The organism is Bifidobacterium sp. UTBIF-78, from assembly GCF_006408945.1.
In the GTDB taxonomy this organism is placed as follows: domain Bacteria; phylum Actinomycetota; class Actinomycetes; order Actinomycetales; family Bifidobacteriaceae; genus Bifidobacterium; species Bifidobacterium myosotis.
Genome location: NZ_JFAO01000011.1, coordinates 22,171 through 44,686, shown reverse-complemented (window position 1 = coordinate 44,686; position 22,516 = coordinate 22,171). Strand labels below are relative to the sequence as shown.

Here is a 22,516-nt window from a genome sequence, read left to right as displayed (position 1 = left end):
AGCGTCAATTTCTCTCGCAGCTTATTGTAGCGCTCGCTTTGACATGGTGTCAATGCGGTGTGTGATGAGATATCGCGCAGGAGGCGTTGGTTCATTGTCGTCTCGGAATAGGTGGTGTCAGGGAATAGCAACCCCATGCATCCTTAGCTCTGTCGATTTTGGTTGTTTTGAGATGAAAACAAGCAGAAAACGCAAATAGAAAAACCCTTGGAATCGTTGCAATTCCAAGGGTTTGGGAGTGGAGCTAGCCGGGTTCGAACCGGCGACCCTCTGCTTGCAAAGCAGATGCGCTACCAGCTGCGCTATAGCCCCGTGAGAAAAAAATAGCGGCATAAAGCCGCTGTTATTTTCTGTGGGCCCGGGAGGACTTGAACCTCCGACCTCATCCTTATCAGGGATGCGCTCTAACCAGCTGAGCTACGGGCCCGTCCATGCACTTCAAAAGCGCACAAGTGATTACAATACCAGTGAATGCGAGTATGTCAACGTGTGCGTGTCGTCGGCGTGTCGCGTTTCTCGAATCGTGCGGACAGGCTTGCGGTGGGCTGTATTTGTGCGGCGCATTAGTGCGGAGCTGGCGGAAGGAACGGAGAGAAACGCACGAATGGCGGTTGGCCGTCCAAGCCTTCTCGAAGTGACGTGTTGCGGCGCTGGGCCGGTGCGAAGGTTCAGACCGTACGCCCGTCTGCGGCCAAGCCGGTGTCTGGCCGCCGCCGCACAATAACCGCATGAACATTGACGGGCTGGAAGTGCAGGTGGCGCGTAAGCCCATCAAAAACATGTACATCCGCATCAAACCGCCGAACGGCGACGTGGTGATCTCCGCTCCCCGGCGTATGGCCGACCGTACGATCGTCGACTTCGTGCGAGGTCGGCGGGCGTGGATCGACGAGCATCGTCGCCGGATGATTCAGGCCCGTAATCGGGCGCTTGCGAATATGGGAGAAACAGCCGCTGGGGTCGATTCCGGCAAGGCGATGGAGACGGATGGCGGTGCTCGCGACGGGAGTTCCGCGAGATTCGCAACCGTAGGGTCTACAACTATTGGCCACGCATCTACCGGTCCCACAACCACCGGATCGGCATCCGCTAATCCGACATCCACTGACTTTCCAATACGGGCTGAAGTCACCGCGATCTGGACCGACGAACGCAAACGCGCCGCCGCGGCCTCAATCAACGCGCAGCTGCCGGCGTTGCTGGCCAAATGGGGGCCGATAATCGGCCGGACGCCCTCGCACATCACCCTGCGGCTCATGACCTCCCGCTGGGGCTCATGTACGCCGGCGACGGGACGTATCCGCCTGAACCTGCAATTGGGGCTCATGGAGCCGCGATTCCTGGAATATGTCCTGGTCCATGAGATGACACATCTGTGGGAACGAGGTCATGGCGTGGGCTTCCAACGCCGCATGACGGCTTACCTGCCGCAATGGAAGGCGTTGCGTCGCGAGCTCAACCGTCGCGTGGTGCTATAGGCGGCTGAGGGGAGTTCCTATGCCGGGATAGAGCTCCCCTCAGTCAGCTTTGCTGACAGCTCCCCTCGGAGAGGGGAGCCATGTGCAACAAGTTCATATACTTCCAACAAAAAATGGGATTTGAACTGCGTTTTCCAATCATGGAAACCGGTATTTCGTACGCTTTTCGGTCAGCTGCTACGACAATCTCGGTCATGAAATAGTGTTTGCAGTCAAGAAGTCACTCATGAAATGTTGTGGATAGTAGAAAACTCGCTCATGAAATGTGGATTTTCAAGGGAAACCCAATCATTAATACGTGTTGCCCGTGCCGGGGACTCCCCTCAGCCAGCTTTGCTGACAGCTCCCCTCAGAGAGGGGGCCATGTGCAAGCGCAGATGCATCCGATGATTGTATGGCGGCGCTTTTCATAGAGCCGTTGTGCAGAATCACTGTTTAGGGACGCTGTATAGAGTCGCTGTGTGAAGGTGCTGACCTGAATCAGCACCTTCACACAGCGACGTGCTATCGGAATACCTGTGATTACGCGGCGTCACGCGAGGTGGCTGCGCATGAACCACTGGAACTTTTCGAGCTGCTGGACGTGGTCCTGGATGACGTTGGAGCTGATGACATCCAGCTCGTCCAGCTCGGCGATGGCCTTGCGATCATCGGCGATGAAGGCGTCGTAGTACTCGATGAGCGCCTCAAGGTACTTTTCGGTGCCGACGCGGCCATCCGTATCGAACGGCTTCCAGGTACGGTTGCGCACGATGGCGTCGGCGCGACCGTCCGGCGTGCCGCCCAGCGTGGCGATGCGCTCGGCGGTCTCATCGGCCTGGGCCAGCACGGATTCAACCTCCGGGTCGAGCATCTCGTGCACGGCGATGAAGTTCGGGCCGGTCACGTTCCAGTGCGCGTGCTTGAGGACCAGAGCGGCCTCCTGTTCCTGGCTCAGACGGTTCTGCAGAATGGCGATGGCCTTTTCGCTGGTCGCCTCATCGAGACCGGGGACCACAAATGCAAGTGTCATGATTGTTTCCTTCCTTTTCGCGTTCATAGAACGGTCCCTTCAGTCTACGCGGCCGTGTTATGCGGCGTGCCGAACGGCAGAAGAACATCGGACGAACGGCGAAAGGAGGGGTTTGGCTGGGCCGGTCCTCCCAGACAAAGAGGGCCAGCCAGTAAGGAAGCTCGGAAAGCCCGAGAAACCAGAGCGATCAGGCTTTCGTCTCGGCCGATTCGGCGGGCTGCCCCTCTGCGGCGCCGGCGCGGCGGACGTCGATGGTCTCGATGCGGCGGCCGTCCACCTTGGCGACCACCATGTCGTAGCCGTCGTCGGAATGCAGCACGTCACCCACCGTGCCCATCCTGCCGGTGTGCGCGAGGAAGTAGCCGGCCACGGTCTCGTACGGGCCGTCCTCCAGTTCGATGCCGGTCAGATCGGCGAAGTCCTCGATCGTCATGCTCGCGTCGATGGTGGCCACGCCGTTGACGAACACCGTCCGGGACGTGCGCTCGCCGCCCTTTTCGGTGGGCAGGTCGTATTCGTCGCGGATGTCGCCCACGAGCTCCTCGGTCATATCCTCCAGTGTGACGATGCCGTCCGTGCCGCCGTACTCATCGATGACCACGGCCAGATGGATGCCGCGCTTACGCAACAGCTCGAGCGAGGGCAGCAGCTTGGAGGTACCGGGCAGGGAGATGCCCTCGCGCACCACGTCGCGCACGGTCTTGGCGTTCGGGTCGCGCACGTCCAGCAGGTCGCGCACATGCACGAAACCGATCACGTCGTCGAAATCCTTACCGGTCACCGGGTAGCGGGAGTACGGCTGATTGCGCACGAACGCTGCGGCGTCGGCGATGGGCTGGTCGCCCTCGATGAACACCACGTCGGCGCGGGGACGCATGACCTCGGCCACGATGGTCTCGGAGGCGTCGAACACGTCGTCCAAGATCGTGCGTTCGTCCTTCGAGAGGTTGGTGTTCGAGCTGACCAGCACGCGCAGCTCGTCGTCGGACACCTCGGATTCGGTCTGCTGAGGGTCGAATCCGAGCACGCGCACGATGCCGTTCGTGTTCTTGCCGATGAGCCAGATGATCGGGCGGCAGATCGTGGCGAACGCGTCGATGGCGGGCACCACGGCGCGTGCGATCTGCTCGGTACGCTGCATGGCGATGCGCTTGGGCACCATCTCCGAAATCACGATGGAGCAGTAGGAGATGATTAGCGTGAGCACGATGTTCACCAGACCGCCGGCGATGCCGGTCGGCACACCCCAGCCCTCCACCACGGGAATCAGATACGGGGAAATCGAGGAGGCACCGAACGAGGCGGACAGGAAGCCGCACAGCGTCACGCCGATCTGCACGGTGGACAGGAAGGTGTTCGGATCGCGCGCGATTTTCGCGACCTTGGCGCCGCGCGCATCCTCCTGCTCCATCTGTTCGATCTGCGAGCCGCGCAGCGAGACCAGCGCGAGCTCGGTGCCGGAGAACACCGAGCCGAGGAGCAGAAACACAAAGATCAGGAGGATATTCAAGCCAAGTGACATACGCCCCACTCTAGGGGAGCGGGGCGTCAATGCCGGTCACCGTAGCCTGTTGCCCGTTGCCGTCGCAGCCCGCGCCCGTCAACCTCCATCGTCGTCACGCCATCGCTACCGCGCCGGTTAGCGTTGCCCCGCGCCCGTCACCGATGCCGCAGTTTGGCGGCCGCGTTGCTCACGCACACGCGCAACACCACGGTAAACACCAGCACCATGAGCGCAAGGATGCCCAGATCGAACCAGAATTGGTCGGTCGCGTGTTCCCACAGGTCGTCCTTCTTGAAGGTCGGCACCTTGGTGGGGCCATATAGCAGGCCGTTGAGGTCGATATCCGAAGCGGCCGCGGAGAAGCCCCAGCGGCCGGGGAAGACCATGCTCACCTGTTCGAGACCGTCGCGCCCGGTCACCGGGATCATGCCGCCCGAGAAGACGAGCTGCGCCATCACCAGAATCACCAGCAGCGGCATGGTCTGCTCGCCGGACTTGACCAGCGCGGAACCCACCTCGCCCAGCATGGCCGAGGCCCACGCGGTGAGCCAGACCACCATCACCAGCTCGGGGATGCCCGAGTCGGTGAGCACGCCGTGGTCCGGATGCGGCTTGCCCAGACTGATCGCCGTGACCAGCAGCGCGGCCTGCAGCAGCGTCTGCAATCCCATGACGATGAGCTTCGAGCCGGTGTACGACGTGGGGGAGAGGCCCACCGCGCGCTCGCGGTCGTAGATTGTGCGTTCGGAGACGATATCCCTTACGGACAGCGCCGAACCCATGAAGCAGGCGCCCAGGATGATAAGCGAGAGCAGCTGGTTCGGTTCGGTGGCGGCGTCCTTGAAGTCCGGTTCACCCAGACCGTGCGAGCCGGGCACCACGAGTGAGAGCAACCCCAAGAACAGTGGCAGCAGTACCAGGAAGATGAGCAGGCCCGGGTCGGCGGCGATGAGATGCAGCTGCCGGGCCACCAGCGTTACCGTCTGCTTGATGCGGAACGGCTTGGCGGGCTTTTCGTGCTCGGGGTGCTCGCGGATGGTTCGCTTGGCCTGCTGCGTGCGTTTGCGCGGCTCGGTGATCGAATACACACGGTCGGGGTCGGACGCGACCGCGGTGAAGATATCCGCCCACTCCTGACCGTGGAAGGCCTGGCCGAGTTCGGCGACTGTGCCGAAGAACGCCGGTTTGCCGCCGGGGGCGAGCATGAGCACGTTGTCACACAGCTTGTTGATGTACGCCAGCGAATGGGTCACCACGATTACCACGCGGCCGGCGTCCGCCAACTGGCGCAGCATGGTCATCACCGTGAGGTCCAGGGCAGGGTCGAGGCCGGAGGTCGGTTCGTCGAGGATGAGCAGTTCGGGGCTGGTGAGCAGCTCGATGGCGGTGGAGACGCGCTTGCGCTGGCCGCCGGATAGTTGGTCCACGCGGTTGCCGCGTCGGCCGGTGAGTTCCAGTTCGTCCAGTACGTGGTTGATGATCTCGGTGCGTTCGGCCTTGGTGGAGCCCGGCAGACGCAGTTTGGCGGCGTATTCGAGGGCGGCGTCCACGGTGAGCTTGCGATGCACCACGTCGTCCTGCGGCACGAAACCGATACGGCTGCGCAGCAGTTCGATGTTCTGCTGCACGTCGTAGCCATCGAACAGCACATGGCCTTCGGTCGGCGCGTTGAGACCCGCCACGATGGACGTGAACGTGGTCTTGCCGGCGCCCGAGGGGCCGATCACCGCGGTCAGCGTGCCTTTGGCGAACACTGCGTTGATGCCTTTGAGCAGACGCGTGCCGTTGCCGACGGTCAGGCCCACGTTCTCGGCGATCACCGCATCCGTACCGGTCAGCGGCTCGCGGTCGCGCAGCACGCCGTCGTGCACGATGAGGTCGGTGTTACCCACCGTGACCAGATCGCCCTCCTCCAGCCAGATCTTGGCCACGCGACGCCCGTTGACGTACGTGCCGTTGGCGGAGTCGAGGTCGGTCAGCAGGATGCCGTTGCTCGTGGATGCCAGCGAGCAGTGCCGACGGGAGACGAGGTAGTCATTGATGCGGATCGTGCAGGATTCGTCGCGGCCGAGCGTGCCCTCCCGATCATGGGCCGGGTCGAATGCGCCGGTGACGCGATGCGCGGTGAGCTGTGATTCCAGATGGGCCGCCTGCGTGCTGCCCGCCAGCACGGTGCTTGGGGCGGCGCCAGACGGGGTGCTGGATTTGCTGATGGCGGTGGGCCGGGTCACATGACTGACCTGATCGGGTCGGCGATTTGCCGTTGGCTGCCTGTCGTCCGGCGGAATCGGCGGACGCACGACCGATGCCGCTGATGCGGTCGGTGTCGGTGATGATGCCGGTCGGGCCGGAATCGACGGTTTCGGCCCGGCGACAGGCACCTGCTTGGCTGGTGCGGCGGGCGCCTGTGCGGCTGGCGTTTGTGCGGTTTGCGGCTGTGTTATGCGTACCTGCGTCGCCTGCGCCTGTACCGCATGTGCCTGTACCGTCTGCGCCTGCGCAACGGGCGCCGCAGACGGCATCTGCGCCGCCGCCGGTGCCGGGTCGCCCACCACACAGGTGAGCGTGGCGTTGCGGGCCAGCATCACGGTGGTGGTCGAGGTCAGCAGTACCGAGCGGGTATGCATGCCGCGGATGGACAGGCCGTTGGCGCTGCCCATATCCTCAAGCAGCCATCCGTCCTCGGTCCAAGTGATGCGCGCATGATGATGCGAGACGTACGGATTGGGAATCACCAGATCGCAATCGGATGCGCGTCCGATGATAACGGTGTGTTTCGGGCTGGCGACGTATCTGGTCGAGCCATAGTAGACGGTAAGCGCAGGTGGCATGATGCGGCTTCTTCCGATGGTCTTCTCTCGATACTCACCATCATCCCCGCATTATCGACCCGGTGCAAGGCAGCGGTGCCCATAGGTGTTCCGCCGGGCCACGCTGCCCTTGTGCATGCGCATATCGCCTGGCCGCAGCATCGCCTTGGCATAGCCCCGGTTTCGCTCCGGCACTCTCGTCTCGGCTCCCACCTCACCGGGTAGGAAGCCGCATCGGAAGCCGGAGCGGGGGAGCCGTGCCGGACAGCATCATGCCTCAGAAGCTCAGCACCTCGACCTTGCCGGACTCCAGCTCGTACCGTGCGCCCACGATCATCAGACGCTCCTCGGCGAGGGCCTGCTGAATCGCGGGGGAGCGGTCCACCAGCATTTCGATGGTGCGCGCCACATGCACGCGCTCGAAATCCTCGGCGCACTCCAGTTCGGCCTCGCGGGCCTGCCACACGGACATGCCGGCCTGCCGCATCACGATGGAATCCGAGTTGGCGATCTGCTCATCGAAGTCGTCGATGGCGTCCGCAGTGGCCAACGAGTCGTCGGCGTTGGCGGTGATCGAGTGCATGAGCTCGTCAAGCTCGCGGTCCGCGGTCTCCAGCGCGCCGCAGCGGGCGTGGCCGAGCACGCAGAGGAGACTCACATGCAGCTTGTTGACCGCGTATTCCAGCGATGCCACCACCGCGTCGTCGATGATCTGGCCGGCGGTGCGCACGGTGAACAGGTCGCCCAGACCCTGATCGAAGATGATTTCGGGGGGAACGCGTGAATCCGCGCAGGCCAGCACGGCCGCATCCGGATTCTGCCCGTCGGTGAGCATGTGACGGGTCTCCTTGTCCTGCCAGGGATGCTCCGCCTTGCCCGTATAAAAACGACGGTTGCCCTGCAACATGCGGCTCCACGTCGCGTTCGCGGTGGCCTCCGCCAGGGAATCTGCCTGAGCCATGACACCTCCATGATCAATGGTTCGTACGGTTCCATCTTACTTGGAACGGGGTCATCACCCGGGCTCGTTCGCTGATGGGGGCGGCTGTGGGCGGCTGTGGGGCGGGTGTGAGCAAAGAGCAGGCCGGGTGATTCGCGGCCAAAGGAGCGGGACGGCTGTGACGAGGGTCATAGGCCGATTTCGCCCGAACCGGGAGCGGTCAGGTTACGATGGAGTCGGTAACGGTACTCAGTCAGTACTTAGTCAGGAAAGGACCGAATATGACTCTTCTGCAGCACGAGCTCACCGATTTCAAGGTGAACGCCTTCCAGAACAACGAATTCCACGAGGTGACCAAGGCGGACGTGCTCGGCCACTGGTCCCTGTTCTTCTTCTACCCGGCCGACTTCACCTTCGTGTGCCCCACCGAGCTCGAAGACCTCGCCAAGAACTACGAGAAGTTCAAGGAGATCGGCTGCGAAATCTACTCCGTCTCCACCGACACCCACTTCGTGCACAAGGCGTGGCATGACGCCAACGAGAAGATCGCCAAGATCCAGTACCCGATGCTCGCCGACCCCACCGCCGTGCTGGCCAAGGACCTCGACACCTACAACGAGGCCGACGGCATGGCCGAGCGTGGCGATTTCATCGTGAACCCGGAGGGCAAGGTCGTGGCCTACGAGGTCATCTCCTCCAACGTGGGCCGCAACGCCGAGGAGCTGCTGCGCCGCGTGCAGGCCTCCCAGTTCGTCTACGCGCACGGCGATCAGGTCTGCCCCGCCAACTGGACCCCGGGCGAGGAGACCATCGAGCCCAGCCTCGACCTCGTCGGCCAGCTCTGATCTGCGCTGAATAGGTAACTTTGGCTCCCCTCTCTAAGGGGGAGCTGTCGCGGAAAGCGACTAAGGGGAGTGCTCGCGAAAGCTAGCTCAATCCAATATGCTCCCCTCAGTCTCACTGCGTTCGACAGCTCCCTTCAGAGAGGGGAGCCGCTGTATGTATGTAAGGAGTTTCGATCATGACTCAGACCAACAATCTCTACGACGTCGTGGTCATCGGCGGCGGTCCTGCGGGCCTCACCGCCGGTCTGTACCTCGCCCGCGCCCGCTACCGTGTGCTCGTCCTCGAAAAGGACGATTTCGGCGGGCAGATCACCATCACCAACGAGGTCGTGAACTATCCGGGCGTCGGTCGCACCACCGGCCGCGCGCTCACCCAGACCATGCGTCAGCAGGCCCAGGACTTCGGCGCCGAGTTCCTGTCCGCCGAGGCCACCGGTCTTGACGTCGACGGCGATGTCAAGACCGTGCACACCTCGCGCGGCGACCTGAAGACCTTCGGCATCCTCATCGCCACCGGTGCCTCCCCGCGCAAGCTCGGCTTCGAGGGCGAGGCCGAGTATGCCGGTCGCGGCGTGGCCTATTGCGCCACCTGCGACGGCGAGTTCTTCACCGGCAAGGAGGTGCTGGTCATCGGCGGCGGGTTCGCCGCAGCCGAGGAGTCGGTGTTCCTCACCAAGTACGCCTCCAAGGTCACCGTGCTCGTGCGCGAGGACGACTTCACCTGCGACGCTTCCGTCGCCGCCGAGGCCAAGAACAACCCCAAGATCGACGTGCGCTACGGCGTCGAGCTCAAGGGTGTCACGGCCGGTCAGGGCGGCCTGCGCGAGGCGGCGATCCTCGATCGGGCCACCGGCGAGACCGAGACGTGGAAGCCCGCCGATGGCGGCACCTTCGGCGTGTTCGTCTTCGCCGGATATGTGCCCGCCACCCAGCTCGTGCGCGGCGTGGTCGAGCTCGACGACCACGGCTATGTGGTCACGCACGGTTATCTTGAGACCTCCGTGCCCGGCGTGTATGCGGCCGGCGACCTGCGCGTCAAGAACTTGCGTCAGGTGGTCACCGCCACCGCCGACGGTGCGATCGCGGCCGTGGAGCTGGAACGGTATGCCAAGCAGCTGAGCGAGAAGACCGGTCTGGTGCCGCCGCGCCCCACCGCCTCCGCGTACGAGAAGGCCGAGGCGGCGTCCGACGCCTCCGCCGCGCCAGGCACCACGCCGGCCCCGGCCCCCGCCAAGCGCAGCGCTGATGCCGCCGCGGCCGCCGCACAGACGGCGAAGCAGCCCGGCGAACTGTTCTCCGCCGCCATCAAGCAGCAGCTGGGTGTGGTATTCGGTCGCATGACGCGCCCGATCACGCTGGCCCTTGAGCTGGATGACACCCCGCTTTCCGCGGAATTGCAGGGATTCGTGGGCGAGATGGTCGCACTGTCCGGCGGTAAGCTGAATTCCGTGGCCGTGGACGCCGCAGGACTGGTCACCGCGATCGACGGCTCGTCCGCGCCGGCCGGTCTGGTGGTCGGCGAGCCGCTGGAGGTCGTGCTTCCGGGCGCTGGCGCCGACTCCGGTGACTCCGGTGACGGTGCCGTGTCGCTGCCGCTGTACGGTTCGTTGGACGATTCCGGTCGTGCCGAGTTCGACCCGGCCGGCGTGCTGCCGCTCGCCCGCCCGGTCGTGCGTCTGTGCGTCGCGGCCGAAGGCGATGGCGCCGACAAGAGCGTCCTGACTTTCACTGGTCTCGCCTTCCACGGCGTGCCCTCGGGCCACGAGTTCAACTCGTTCGTGCTGGGCCTGTACAACGCGGCCGGCCCCGGCCAGCCGCTTGGCGATGACCTCAAGGAGCGCGCGGCGGCGATCAAGGAGCCGACCGACATCATGATTCTCGTCTCCCTGACCTGCACGATGTGCCCGGAGACCGTGCTGTCCGCGCAGCGCATCGCATCGCTGAACCCGGCCGTGCGTGCCGAGGCCTACGATGTCTCGCACTTCCCGGAGCTCAAGGACCAGTACGGTGCGATGAGCGTGCCCTGCATCGTCATCAACCGGCCTGACGGCGCCCAGACGGTCGAATTCGGCAAGAAGAGCATCCCCCAGATGCTCGAGCTCGTCGGCGCCTAGATTTTCGGGCTTTCTGGGATTCCCGGAATTCCCGAAAACCTGCCTTGCGGTCCTCGCAATCCCGAGACTGGTCCTCATCACAGTCGCACATGCCCGGAATTCGGATGCAACGGATTCCGGGCATTGTCATGTGCGATGCGCAGGGTTTCATCCCCCGGAGTATGGCGTCGAATCCCGAACGCCGGCATCTTTCACTTTCCTTTCAATAATTCTTTCATGTAAGAACTTGAATTCTTACATGTTAGAATTATTGAAAGAGTGGTGAAATGGGAAAGGACCGCGGCGATGATTCCCGACAAGGAAAGCCTGACCGTAGAGTTCAAAAGCGAGCAACGCAGACCGCAGACCGATGACGAAATTGTGGATAATGTGGTGGCGCTGGCTAACACGCAAGGTGGCGTCCTGTACCTTGGCGTGGAGGATGACGGAATCGTGACCGGTGTGGACAAGCATCACCGGAATATCAATGGGCTGGCGGCTTTCATTTTCAATAAAACAGTGCCGCAGCTTTCCGTGCGTGTTGCGTTATTGCAGGAAAACGGCAAACCTGTAGTGAGCATTGAAGTGGACAATAGCCAACAGATTGTATCCACCAGTCAGGGAAAGACGCTGCAGCGCCGTCTTAAAGCAGACGGAACACCGGAAGTCGTTCCGTTGTTCGTTGCGCAATTCATCAGCCGTCTATCCCAGCAGCGCTCCTATGATTTCAGTGCGCAGCCGGCTCCGGAAGCGCAGCTGAGCGATTTGAGTTCTGAGTCGCGGAACAAGTTGAGAAGTCATATTCGCAGCGCCAACGCTCATAATTCATTGCTGTCTTTTGACGACGAGGATTTCGATCGGGCGCTCGAGTTAGTGGTTGACGGCCCCTATGGGCTGCAGCCGTCCGTTGCTGGTTTGTTGACCATCGGATCCATCGATGCTATTCGCCGATCGGTCCCCGCTGCATCTGCGGTGTTTCAGGTGATGAAAGGTCTGGTTCCCAAGGTCAACACGGATCCATTCATATTGCCGTTGGTGGATATGTTTGATCGTATCGGTGAACTGATGGAGCCATGGAACCCCAGTCATGAAATCATGAGTGGTCTTATCCGCGTCGATTTACCTGATTTCGACCATGGGGCGTTCCGCGAAGCGATGATCAACGCGTTTTGCCATCGCGATTATGCGCGGATGGGTTCGGTGAGATTTCTGGTTGACGATGAAGGATTGACCATAGCCAATCCCGGGGGATTTATCGAGGGAGTCTCCGAGGCTAATCTGCTCACTGCACAACCTCGTTCGCGCAATCCGCAGCTTGCCCTGATTCTCAAAGCTGCTGGATATGTTGAGCGGACCGGTCGAGGGGTGGACACCATTTATGCGGGATCGCTCGCGTCGGGTGGCGCGTTCCCTGATTATTCGCAGTCCAGCGCCGAAGAGGTTGTTCTGTTCTTACGCCGTATGGTACCGGATAAGGCGTTCGTGGCAATGATCGGTGACGAGGAGCGACGACGTGGCGCTCCGCTGCCGGTTTGGTCGTTGATTGTGCTTTCGCTATTGAAGGAGCACCGCAGATTGACGTTGTCCCAGCTTGGTGAGTTCTCTCATCTGGAGCACCGTCGTATCACTTCCGCTGTTGAAAGCCTGGTGGAGTCGGGCCTTGTGGAGGGGGTCGGAAACGGTGGTACGCGAGCGTATATGCTGAGTGCGCAGGTGTATAAGCGTTCTGATGGCATGACGTCCTATGTGCGGCAGCGCACTATTGATGCCACGCGTCGTAAGGGTCTTATTCTGGAGTTCGCCGAGAAAAATGGAGGCACCGTTGCCACGGCAGATGTCATGGATTTGTTTGGGCTGAGTTATATCAGCGCGTATAGGTTGCTGAAGCAACTGGAGGACGGTAATAAACTGCGGCGCGAGGGGAGCGGACCGTCATCGCGTTATGTATTGGTGTGACCGGTATGAGCAGGCGTGCATATCGCATATCCTTTCACTCTCCTTTCAATAATTCTTTCATGTAAGAATTCGAGTTCTTACATGAAAGAATTATTGAAAGGATTTGAGTCTTTGCCGGGAATCGAATAGCCGGCAAAGGAGGTTTTCCGCTCCTGGGGGTGCGGGCGCAGCTCGGCGATGAATGACTTGGGTGAGCTCTGGCGGCTGACGGTGCCGATTGGGATGAGAACCAGGGGGATGCGGGGTTCTCAAATGCGGTGATTATATGTGCGGCTTAGCCTTCGGGGCTCTTCGTATGCCGATTTTCGTGCGGCATAAAAACGGGGAAGCCCCGCTCTGGTGAGCGGGGCTTCCCGAGGATAGGTGTCGATGCCGAAAATCAGCCCGTGTTCTGCAGGCCTGCGGCGACGCCCGAAACGGTGCAGAGGATGAGATAGATGAACCCGGCCTGCTGGCTGTGGCTGAGTTCTTCCTTGTCCACCTTCTTGCGCAGCGAACGCAGGGCGAGCACCTGGGTGAGCGACAGGGCGTCCACATACGGAGAGCGAATGCGGATGGCCTGGCCGAGCACATGACGGTGCTGGAGCGGCCACTTGTCGCCGACGATGTCGAGCACCCACTTGCGGGTGAGTTCCATCTCGCTGAGCACCTTATCGTTGAGATCCTCACGGTCGCCGAGGGCGAGGTACATCTTGGCGATGCGCTCGTCCGTCTTGGCGATGGACATCTCGATGTTGTCGATGAAGGTGGAGAACAGCGGCCATTCCTCGTACGCCTCGCGCAGCGTCTGCAGATCGCCGAATTTCTCGCACGCGGTTCCCAGACCGTACCAGGCGGCCAGGTTGATGCGGGCCTGAGCCCAAGAGAAGATCCACGGAATCGTGCGCAGGTCGTCCAGCGACTTCGCGCCGAGGCCACGCTTGGCCGGGCGGGAGCCGATCGGCAGCAGACCGATCTCGGTCAGCGGCGTCACGGTGGAGAACCACTGGGCGAAGTCCGGCGTGTGCAGCAAGTCGAGGAAGCGCTCGTGAGCGGCCTCATCCAGCTGGTTGGCCATGTCCGCGTACTTGACGGTCATATCCGTGTTGCGCTTCTCCACGCTCGGGGCGGACTGCAGCAGGGTCGCCGCGGCCACGGACTCGACGTGGCGGATGGCCAGCACCGGGTTGCCGTAGCGGGCGAAGATGACCTCGCCCTGTTCGGTGAGCTTGAAGCGGCACTTGACGGAACCGACCGGCTGGGCGAGCACCGCGCGGTTGGCCGGGCCGCCGCCACGACCGACGGCGCCGCCGCGGCCATGGAACAGGGTCAGGTCGATGTTGTGCGATTCGGCCCACTTGGCGATGCGCTCCTGGGCGGAGTGCAGGGCCAGCGTGGCGGAGGTCGGGCCGGCGTCCTTCGAGGAGTCGGAGTAGCCGAGCATGACCTCGAGCTTGTTGCCGGTGGCCTTCAGGCGCGCCTGGACCTCGGGGATCTTAATCATTTCCTCGAGCACGTCCACCGAGTTCTGCAGATCCTCGAGCTGCTCGAACAGCGGGATCACGTCGATGGTCGGCACGTCCTCCGGATGGGCGAAGGCGAGACGGTTGAGCTCGTAGACATCCTTGATGTTCTGGGCGCTCTTCGTGAAGGAGATGATGTAGCGGCGCGCGGCCTTGAGGCCGTTGCGCTTCTGAATCGAGCCGAGGGCGCGGAAGGTGTCGAGCACCTCGTGGGTCATCGGCTGCAGTTCGCCGCGTTCGCCGTGCAGGCCGTGCTCGCGGATGTCCGCGAGGGCACGGGAATGCACCACGGAATGCTGACGGAACTCCATCTCGACCATGTGGAAGCCGAAGGTCTCGGCCTGCCAGATGAGGTCCTGCAGCGGGCCGTAGGCGGAGCGCTTGGCGCCCGCGTCGGCCAGCGACTGCTGGACGGTCTTGAGGTCGGCGATGAAATCGTCGCAGGTGTGGTACATCAGGTCGGCGTCACGCTCGATGGTGTAGTGCAGGCGATCGGCGATCACCGGCATCACGGCGCGGTGCAGCTCCTTGGTGGAGATCAGCGCGGCCTTGTCGGTCAGGCGCTCGCTCATCTCCTTCTGATGGCTCCACAGGCTCTTGAGCGCGGCGCTCGGCGGGGTGGTCTCGGCCTCCATCGTGAGGTTCTTGCCCACGGTGCGGGTGGACTCCTCAAGCGCGGCCAGCACATGGTCGGAGAACTTGCGGGCCACCTGACGGCTCACCTTGGCGGTGACGTTCGGGTTGCCGTCGCGGTCGGAGCCGATCCAGCTGCCGGGATGGAAGAACGCGGGGCAGACGGGCGGCACCAGACCGGCCTTGTCGCCCAGCACCCAATCGTCGAAGCGACGGTAGACGGCCGGAATCGTGTGGAAGAGCGTGTTGTCGAAGATGTCGAGAATCGTATCCGCCTCTTCGACAGGGGTCGGCTTCTTCAGTGCGATCGGCGAGGTGCGGAAGAGCGCGTCGATCTCGTTGTAGAGACGGCGCAGGTTCTCCTTCTTGTCCGATCCGCCCAGACGCTTGTGCGCTTCGAGCAGTTCGGAGATACGGCGAATCTTGCCTTCCACGGCCTTGCGGCGGGCCTCGGTGGGGTGCGCCGTGAAGACGGGGTGGAATTCGAGGCGATCGAGCAGTTCCTTGGCCTTGGCCGGGCCCATCTCATTGATGAGCTGGTGGTAGGCCACGGTGAGCTCGTTGATCGGATCGACCGCCTGGTCCTCGGACACCTTGTTCTCACGGCTGTGCAGCACGGAGACGCGGTAGTTCTCCTCGGACAGGTTCGCCAGATGGAAGTAGGTGGCGAATGCGCGGGCGAGCAACTGGGCATCATGCAGGGTCATGTTGTCGATGACGTCCACGGCCGCCTTTAGGCCGTCATGTCCCGGATTCGGGTCCTCCATGCCGCCGAAGTGCTCCGCGCTGGCCTCCACCGCGTAGTTGCGCACGGTGTCGAACGTGGAAAGCAGTTCGGGGTTGTATTCACCCAGTACGTCACGCAGGATTCGCAGACACAAATCCATGTCGTACTTGAGGTTTTCGGGAAGATCATGCTCCTCCGGACCCTTCTTGCCGGTTCCGGTGGTGACGATGGCGGCGTCAGCTGGAGTGATCTGTTCTGCTTCTTCTGATGCCAATATAACCTCCTTTGCCGAATATCAGGTTGCTCGGTCTACTGGTCGTCCGCGGCTCCTCCGCGGTTGTTGAGGCCAGTCGTTGCAAGCCCACAGCCCGTATTCAACGTGGTTGTCGTGTGGGCAACAGTGTATCCCCGCATAATCGCCACTTACGTTACGAAGTCCACTGTTCGATTGATGTTGTGCCGCCGTCAGCCTGCCGTCTCATATGGCGTTCGGAAAATGTCCGTAATATGAAATTGCTGCGTGGGCGCGTATCTGGCCGGGGAGGGGCGCGGGGTACGTTGAATTGCTGGCGGGCCATGAGTGTTCTGACGCGCGATGCATTCGTGCATGCCATGCGTGACGTCGCGAGACAGGTATGACCAGGCCGAAACGAGCCGGTATTCCTGTACGTATGCACACAGGAATCCATGGCGGTGGACGCTTTGCAATCCGCCGTGGAAGCGGCAATACAACAGTCACGCAAACTACAACAGTCAAAAGTCGAGAAATCAGCAGGAACCGGGGAATCGCATGCAGCAGCAGACGGACCACATCGAGCACCCGCAGGCGCATCAGGAACACCGCAAACCCAACGAACACGGCGCCATCGCCGTGCAGCACTTCCACACCCATTCCATCCCTCTGGATATGGAGGACATCGAGCGCGACTGGGACAAGCCCATCGCCGAGGCGGGCATCGCGGCCAAGGCGAGCGTGATTGTGCGCGTCGGCCTGCTGGATCTGTCGGCCGGCACCGGTTCGTTCCGCGTGCGCGAGATGATGCATCGCATCGCCTATCCGCTCGGCGTGCATGTGCGCGCGGACGTCAACCTCACGGACATCGAAGCCGCCTGCACGGACGGCAAGGACCGCATCACCGAAGTCATCGATTTGCCGACCACCGGCGTCAACACCGAGCGCATCTGGCTGCTTGAGCACTTCGCCGACTGGTTCAGCGTGAACCTCGGCGAGGAGTCGATGTACCACAAAACCTCGGAGGTGTCGCGCGGACTGATGCGTCACCTTGACGTCAAAGACGCCTCGCAGCTTTCCGCCGACCTGTCCAAGCGGATTCGGGAGGAACAGAAGGAGCGTCAGGCCGAGGCCCAGGAAGCCGAGGTACGGCATGACCAAGCCGGGTCTGCCGCGCAGGAAGGCCAGGATGCCGTGCTCGATGCGCTCGAGGAAGCCAGCCGGCACACCGATCCCGGGCAGCCCCTCGCCGAACAGCTCGATGTGCATGAGACGGACTGGTCCCAGTCCGCGATGACCGAGTCGTTGGCCGCGCGCGCCGAGGTCGCCGAGCGCGAGGAGCAGGAGATCGCCGAGCAGCGTCATCGCCATGGTGCCGAGGGCGGCCAATCGGATTCCGAAGTCATGGGCGTCGACTTCACCGAACTGAGCGATCGCCTCAGTGACGAGCATGGCCGCGAAGCCGAACGTGATGCTTCTTCGGCGGCGGCGCGCCGGAGCGACGACCACGACATCCACGGTGGCCACGGCCATGCGGGCCGCCACGGCGCCGCACCGGACGACGGCTTCATCTCGTCTGCTGCGACCGATCGGCGAGGCCATGCCCACAAGCCCCCGAAGGGTGAATACGCCGCGCACTTCGACCACGTCGGCAAGTCGCCGGTCTCCGGTCGCCCGGGCATCACCGTGCGGCAGGCCCACCAGCGTCTCGATATGATCGAACGCCGCAAGCCGCTCTATTCCCCGGCCTTCGCCGGACTCGCCTCGGCCATCGCCTGCGCATCCTTCGTGTTCCTGCTCGGCGGCGGTCCGTACGACATGATTGGCGCGTTCGTCGGCGCCGGCCTCGGGCACTGGCTGCGTCGCCGGCTGTTCAAGCACCACCTCAACCAGTTCTTCGTCACCTTCGTGTGCGTGGCGGTGGCGGCGCTCGCATGCACCGGCACGCTGCGCCTCATCGGCCTGTTCGACCCGGTGGCGCTGCAGCATGACACCGCCTACATCGGCGCCATGCTGTTCGTCATTCCTGGCTTCCCGCTGATCACCAGCGGATTGGACATGGCCAAAATCGACTTCCCGTCCGGTATCCAACGCCTGATGTACTTCCTGTGCATCGTGCTGATGGCCACGCTCGCAGGCTGGATGGTCGCCACCATCGTGCATCTGAACCCCACCGGGTTCGAGCCATTGGGCCTGAATGTCTGGGTGAACGGGGTGTTGCGCTTCGTGTTCGCGTTCCTCGGCGTGTGGGGCTTCTCCATCATGTTCAATTCGCCGCAGCGCATGTGCCTGGTCGCCGCGCTCATCGGCGCCATCACCGACACGTTGCGACTGGAACTCGTCGAGTTGCTGAACGTGCCGCCTGAAGCCGGTGCGTTTATCGGCGCATTGCTCGCAGGGCTGCTCGCCTCTGCGTGGCGTTCGTCCGTACGCAAGGGTTGGCTGCCGCCGCATCTGGGATATCCGCGCATCTGTCTGACCGTGCCCTCCATCGTGATCATGGTTCCGGGCCTGTATATGTACCGTGCCATGTGGTACCTCGGCAGCTTCGACACATTGAATGCGCTGGACTGGGCGTTCCGTGCGTTCATGGTGATTATCTGTCTGCCGATTGGTCTGGCCATGGCCCGCGTGATCACGGATAAATCCTGGCGATACGACATCTGAGGCGTCTGAAGCATTTGCAGCGTCTCAAGCGCATGAAGCGCGCGGCGGCGTGTCTCAGCATGGTGACGGCGCAAGACGCATAGGGGGCCGTATCCGCTACCATCATGCGAACGACGGCAATCGCCGCTCTGACCCGCATCGCAATCGGCAATTTCGATCATCACCGGCGATTCGCGGGCGTCAATAGAGAGAGGAACACAGTTGGCGAACGATTTCTGGATCCTGCTGGCCATGGTCATCTATTTCGCGGCCATGTTGTCGATCGGATTCATCTACTCCAAACGGTCCAACTCCTCCTCCAAGGAGTACTTCGCCGGCGGACGCGGCGTGGGGCCGTGGCTGACCGCCCTGAGCGCCGAGGCCTCCGACATGTCCGGCTGGCTGCTCATGGGCCTGCCGGGTCTGGCCTATTTCACCGGCGCGGCCGACCCGATGTGGACCTCGATCGGTCTGGCATTGGGCACCTATCTCAACTGGAAGCTGGTGGCCCGCCGACTGCGCCGCTACTCGGTGGTGGCGGGCGACGCCATCACCATCCCCGACTTCTTCGCCAAACGGTTCCATGACCGGCGCGGCGTCATCTCCACTCTTGCGGCGATCATTATTCTGGTGTTCTTCTGCGTATACGTGGGCAGCTGCTTCGTCACCGTCGGCAAGCTCTTCAACGCGCTCTTCGGCTTCGACTATCACGTCATGATGATCGTCGGCGCGCTGGTGGTGTTCGTCTACACCATCGTCGGCGGATACCTGTCCGTGGTGATGACCGATTTCATCCAAGGCATGCTCATGTTCTTCGCCCTTGCCGTGGTGTTCATCGGCACGGTGGCCTCCGCCGGTGGCATCGGCAACACCGTCGCGTTCCTGCAGTCCATCCCCGGCTTCCTTTCGGGTACGCAGGTGGCTGCGCCGCAGCTTGATCCGGTCACCGGTCAGCAGCTCGTGGAGACCGGGCGTGCGATGTTCGGCGCGCCCTCCGACTACGGCGTCATCACCATCGTGTCGATGCTGGCATGGGGTCTCGGCTACTTCGGCATGCCGCAGGTGCTGGTGCGGTTCCTGTCGATCCGCAGCGTCGAAGAGGTGCGCAAGTCCCGCATCATCGCCACCTCGTGGTGCGTGCTGTCGCTGGCCAGCGCCGTGTGCATCGGTCTGGTCGGCCGCGCGATGATGCCCACGCACCTGCTCACCGCAGCCTCCGCCGAGACGATCTTCATCGTGCTGGCGCAGACCCTGCTGCCGAGCTTCGTGTGCGGTGTGGTGGTGTCCGGCATCTTCGCGGCCTCCATGAGCTCCAGCTCGTCGTACATGATCATCGGCGCCTCCGCGATGGGCGAGAACATCTTCCGCGGCCTGTTCCACAAGCAGGCGACGGACCGTCAGGTCATGATCGTGGCCCGTTTGACGCTGGTCGTCATGTTCCTGTTCGGCATTCTGGTGGCCTTTGATCAGAACTCCTCGATCTTCCAGGTGGTGTCCTACGCGTGGGCCGGGCTGGGGGCCTCATTCGGCCCGCTCATGCTCAGCGCGCTGTACTGGCGGCGTACCAACAAGGCGGGCGCCGTCGCCGGCATGTTGTCCGGCACGGTCACGGTGCTGGTTTGGCATAACTTCGTCAAGCCGCTTGGCGGTGTGTTCGCCATCTATGAGCTGCTGCCGGCGTTCATCGTTTCGTTGCTGTTCATTGTGGTGGTTTCGCTGCTGACCAAGCGTCCCGACGAGCGCATGCTCTATGAATTCGACCACTACATGGACGACCCGTTGCCCGGCACCCTGCCCAACGGTTCCGTGCTGGTCGACGAACCCCTGAAAGCCATGGAGTCCGAGGTTCGCGGCGGCAAGTGAATCTGCTGCCGGCGCGGCGTGGTGTGTGTGCCTGCGCAGCCACCCCTTAGCAATGGGCGAGCGGGGCACATAGGTTGAGGGTTTCTGCTTTGTGAGGGGTACATTTGCCCCATTGCAGACAGCTATCTGCTTTGCAAGGGGTACCTAATTGATGGTATTCCGAGTATGCGCGTTGCAATTTCAACATGCATACTCGCATTGTTGCCGATTAGGTACCCCTTGCAAAGCAGATAGCTTTCCGAGACAAGGCAAATGTACCCCTTACAACGCAGAAAGCTCATAACGCCGGGAGTCTCATAGTGCAGAGCTTCCGTTGTCTAGTAAACGCGGTTGCCGTTCACCAACGTCATCACGACATGATTCGGCATGGCGCGCATGGCTTCAGGTGTGGACACGGCATACGGATTGGCGTCCAGCAGCACCACATCGGCCGGATCGCCCGTGCAAAGATGATCGCGACCCGTGGCCGTGGAAGCGGCCAGCGACATATGTGCGGTAAGCCGTTGCTCCGGTTGGAACGGCTCACGATCGGAACTCTCGGTTGCGAAGACGGCTGCGGAGATAGCCAGCCATGGGTCAAGCGGAGCAACCGGCGCATCCGATCCCATGCGCAACCGCGCAAGACCGTATCGGCTGCCATGCGGCGCAGCCTTCGCAGCTGTATCGCGGTGCGCTTCCGCATCCTTCCTGGCCTCTGCCATGGTGTCGGCCAGTGCGCGGAACGGATAGGGGACGCCGGCAGGATGGGCCCAGAAGCGGGCGATTACGTCGCGATCGTCCATTGCATGCTGAGGCTGGATGCTTGCGTCGAGTCCCAGCGCCGCCAGACGCGGGATATCCCGGGGCTTGAGCATTTGCGCGTGCTCAATTGAACCGTGGGCGTGGGCGGCCTTCGCCGCGTTCAACACAATGGTGTTCGCCTCGTCGCCGATGGCATGGCATGCGATGTCGAAGCCGTGCTCGGTGGCCAGACGCATGTAATCCTCAATTTGCTGCGGCGTGTAGCTCAGGACGCCGTAGGTCGGCGGTTCGATGCCGGAATACGGCGTGGAGCAATACGCGGAACGTGTGTTGAGCGAGCCGTCCGCGATGAGCTTCATGGCGCCGACGCGCCCCAGGCCGTGGCTGCCGGGTAGCGGGTCGCCAGTATGCCAGCCTGCGTCGATCGCCTCCCGCAGTCGTTCGGGATAGACGCCGGCATCCACGCGCAAGCCGTCGATGCCGGCCGAGAAACGGGCGATCCATGTGTTGATGTTCTCGGCCATTTCGTAGTCTCGGATGCCGACGATGCCCTTGCCGGCAGCGTCCTTCTCCGCCTCGCGCAACAACCGGTCGGTCTCCTCGGCGGCACCCGGGGCCGAATCGAATTGCGTGTACGCGTTGAACCACTCGAGCTCGCCCACCAGACCGGTCTGTTCGTCGGGGTGGACGCCGAGTCGTCTGGCTGCGGCCGAATTCACCCATCCGCAGTGCATGTCCGCACTGGAAAGCGCCACCGGCTGCTCGCCGGACGCGGCGTCGATGGCCGCCAGCGTGGGCTGCTCGTCGTCGGCCCACAGCGAATGACGGAAACGCATGCCCACCACGAACGCATCAGGGTTGAGGGTCCCGGCCGCGCGTCGTTCATCCAGATGCGCGCGCAGCATGGACATCGCTTCGGCGGCGGAGCGGGCGTCGATCAGGTCAAGGCGTCCGAGCGTCTTGGCCCATTGCGTGAAATGCGTGTGGCAGTCCCACAGACCGGGAATGACCCACAGCCCATCAGCGTCGATGGTGGTGACGTCCGCCGTCTGTTCGGAGGCATCGTCGGGATTCATGCCGTGCGGCATGGTATGCGGCAAGCCGGCCAATGGGCTATCGGCACCCCGACCGGCCGAATCTCCGGTGGCTGTGGATGAGGTTGTGGAGGTGGTTGTGGCTGTGGAGGTGAAGGTGGACGCGGACGTCGGTTTCACATCAACGACGGTTCCATCGCCCAGCACGATATCCACACGCCGATCGGAGCCGGGCACACCGGCATTGATGATACGCACCAAATTGCTCATATCCGTCATCATGCCACGGTTATGTGAATGCCGAAGGGATTCGCCCGGTCTCCATATTTCGTACTCTGATTTGGAATCTGTTGCGCGTGAAGGTTCGTCCACCTCGCAGTAGCTGATGACGGTACGCCGGAACTTCATTGTCGGCATCGGCAAACCATGAATATGTCTTCACTATAGAGTCTTCACTATAGAGTTATCCACATACTTGTCCACATTTATCCACCGAAAAA

At 62.4% G+C, this 22,516-nt stretch carries 12 protein-coding genes and 2 tRNA genes; 6 read left to right on the top strand and 8 right to left on the bottom strand.

Features of this window, described 5'->3' with window-relative positions; all coding sequences use genetic code 11:
• Nucleotides 1–239: 239 nt before the first annotated feature.
• Both BG22_RS03110 and BG22_RS03105 read right to left on the bottom strand, forming a co-directional pair.
• Nucleotides 240–312 (bottom strand) — tRNA-Ala (locus BG22_RS03110).
• A gap of 41 nt (nt 313–353) precedes the next feature.
• Nucleotides 354–427 (bottom strand) — tRNA-Ile (locus BG22_RS03105).
• Between the two features lie 301 nt (nt 428–728).
• On the opposite strand from BG22_RS03105, the gene BG22_RS03100 reads away from it, so the two are divergent.
• Nucleotides 729–1,478: a SprT family zinc-dependent metalloprotease gene (locus tag BG22_RS03100; RefSeq protein ID WP_140493108.1), complete on the top strand. Its 750-nt coding sequence runs from the start codon at nt 729–731 to the stop codon at nt 1,476–1,478.
• Nucleotides 1,479–2,010: 532 nt separating this feature from the next.
• On the opposite strand, the gene BG22_RS03095 is transcribed toward BG22_RS03100, so the two are convergent.
• The 4 genes from BG22_RS03095 to BG22_RS03080 form a co-directional block, all read right to left on the bottom strand.
• Nucleotides 2,011–2,490 (bottom strand): Dps family protein, encoded by a 480-nt coding sequence (locus BG22_RS03095; protein ID WP_094667416.1) that lies wholly within the window; start codon nt 2,488–2,490, stop codon nt 2,011–2,013.
• A gap of 187 nt (nt 2,491–2,677) precedes the next feature.
• Nucleotides 2,678–4,012, bottom strand: coding sequence for a hemolysin family protein (locus BG22_RS03090; RefSeq protein ID WP_140493105.1), 1,335 nt, complete (start codon nt 4,010–4,012; stop codon nt 2,678–2,680).
• A gap of 137 nt (nt 4,013–4,149) precedes the next feature.
• Nucleotides 4,150–6,825 carry an FHA domain-containing protein gene (locus BG22_RS03085; protein WP_140493102.1) on the bottom strand — a complete coding sequence of 892 codons (2,676 nt, stop codon included), beginning with the start codon at nt 6,823–6,825 and terminating at the stop codon, nt 4,150–4,152.
• A gap of 256 nt (nt 6,826–7,081) precedes the next feature.
• A complete protein-coding gene (locus BG22_RS03080) occupies nt 7,082–7,765 on the bottom strand; it encodes a carbonic anhydrase (RefSeq protein ID WP_140493099.1) in 684 nt (227 codons plus the stop codon).
• Between the two features lie 260 nt (nt 7,766–8,025).
• On the opposite strand from BG22_RS03080, the gene ahpC reads away from it, so the two are divergent.
• The 3 genes from ahpC to BG22_RS03065 all read left to right on the top strand — a co-directional run bounded on the left by ahpC (nt 8,026) and on the right by BG22_RS03065 (nt 12,638).
• On the top strand, nt 8,026–8,589 hold the full coding sequence (gene ahpC, locus BG22_RS03075; RefSeq protein WP_094667412.1) for an alkyl hydroperoxide reductase subunit C: 564 nt from the start codon (nt 8,026–8,028) through the stop codon (nt 8,587–8,589).
• A 176-nt stretch (nt 8,590–8,765) separates the two neighbouring features.
• Nucleotides 8,766–10,703, top strand: a complete 1,938-nt coding sequence (locus tag BG22_RS03070; protein ID WP_140493096.1) for an FAD-dependent oxidoreductase — start codon at nt 8,766–8,768, stop codon at nt 10,701–10,703.
• 285 nt (nt 10,704–10,988) lie between these two features.
• Nucleotides 10,989–12,638 carry an RNA-binding domain-containing protein gene (locus tag BG22_RS03065; RefSeq protein ID WP_140493093.1) on the top strand — a complete coding sequence of 550 codons (1,650 nt, stop codon included), beginning with the start codon at nt 10,989–10,991 and terminating at the stop codon, nt 12,636–12,638.
• A gap of 379 nt (nt 12,639–13,017) precedes the next feature.
• Here the strand turns inward: BG22_RS03065 and BG22_RS03060 are convergent, their stop codons facing one another.
• The gene (locus tag BG22_RS03060) at nt 13,018–15,774 is read right to left on the bottom strand and encodes a phosphoenolpyruvate carboxylase (protein ID WP_140493090.1); all 2,757 of its coding nucleotides are present in this window, start codon (nt 15,772–15,774) and stop codon (nt 13,018–13,020) included.
• A 633-nt stretch (nt 15,775–16,407) separates the two neighbouring features.
• Between BG22_RS03060 and BG22_RS03055 the strand changes: the two genes are divergently transcribed.
• The gene (locus BG22_RS03055; protein WP_223852140.1) at nt 16,408–18,399 is read left to right on the top strand and encodes a threonine/serine exporter family protein; all 1,992 of its coding nucleotides are present in this window, start codon (nt 16,408–16,410) and stop codon (nt 18,397–18,399) included.
• 201 nt (nt 18,400–18,600) lie between these two features.
• A complete protein-coding gene (locus BG22_RS03050) occupies nt 18,601–20,241 on the top strand; it encodes a sodium/proline symporter (RefSeq protein WP_140493084.1) in 1,641 nt (546 codons plus the stop codon).
• Between the two features lie 317 nt (nt 20,242–20,558).
• Here BG22_RS03050 and BG22_RS03045 read toward each other — a convergent pair whose 3' ends face one another.
• On the bottom strand, nt 20,559–22,070 hold the full coding sequence (locus tag BG22_RS03045; protein ID WP_375137686.1) for an amidohydrolase: 1,512 nt from the start codon (nt 22,068–22,070) through the stop codon (nt 20,559–20,561).
• Between the last annotated feature and the right edge of the window lie 446 nt (nt 22,071–22,516).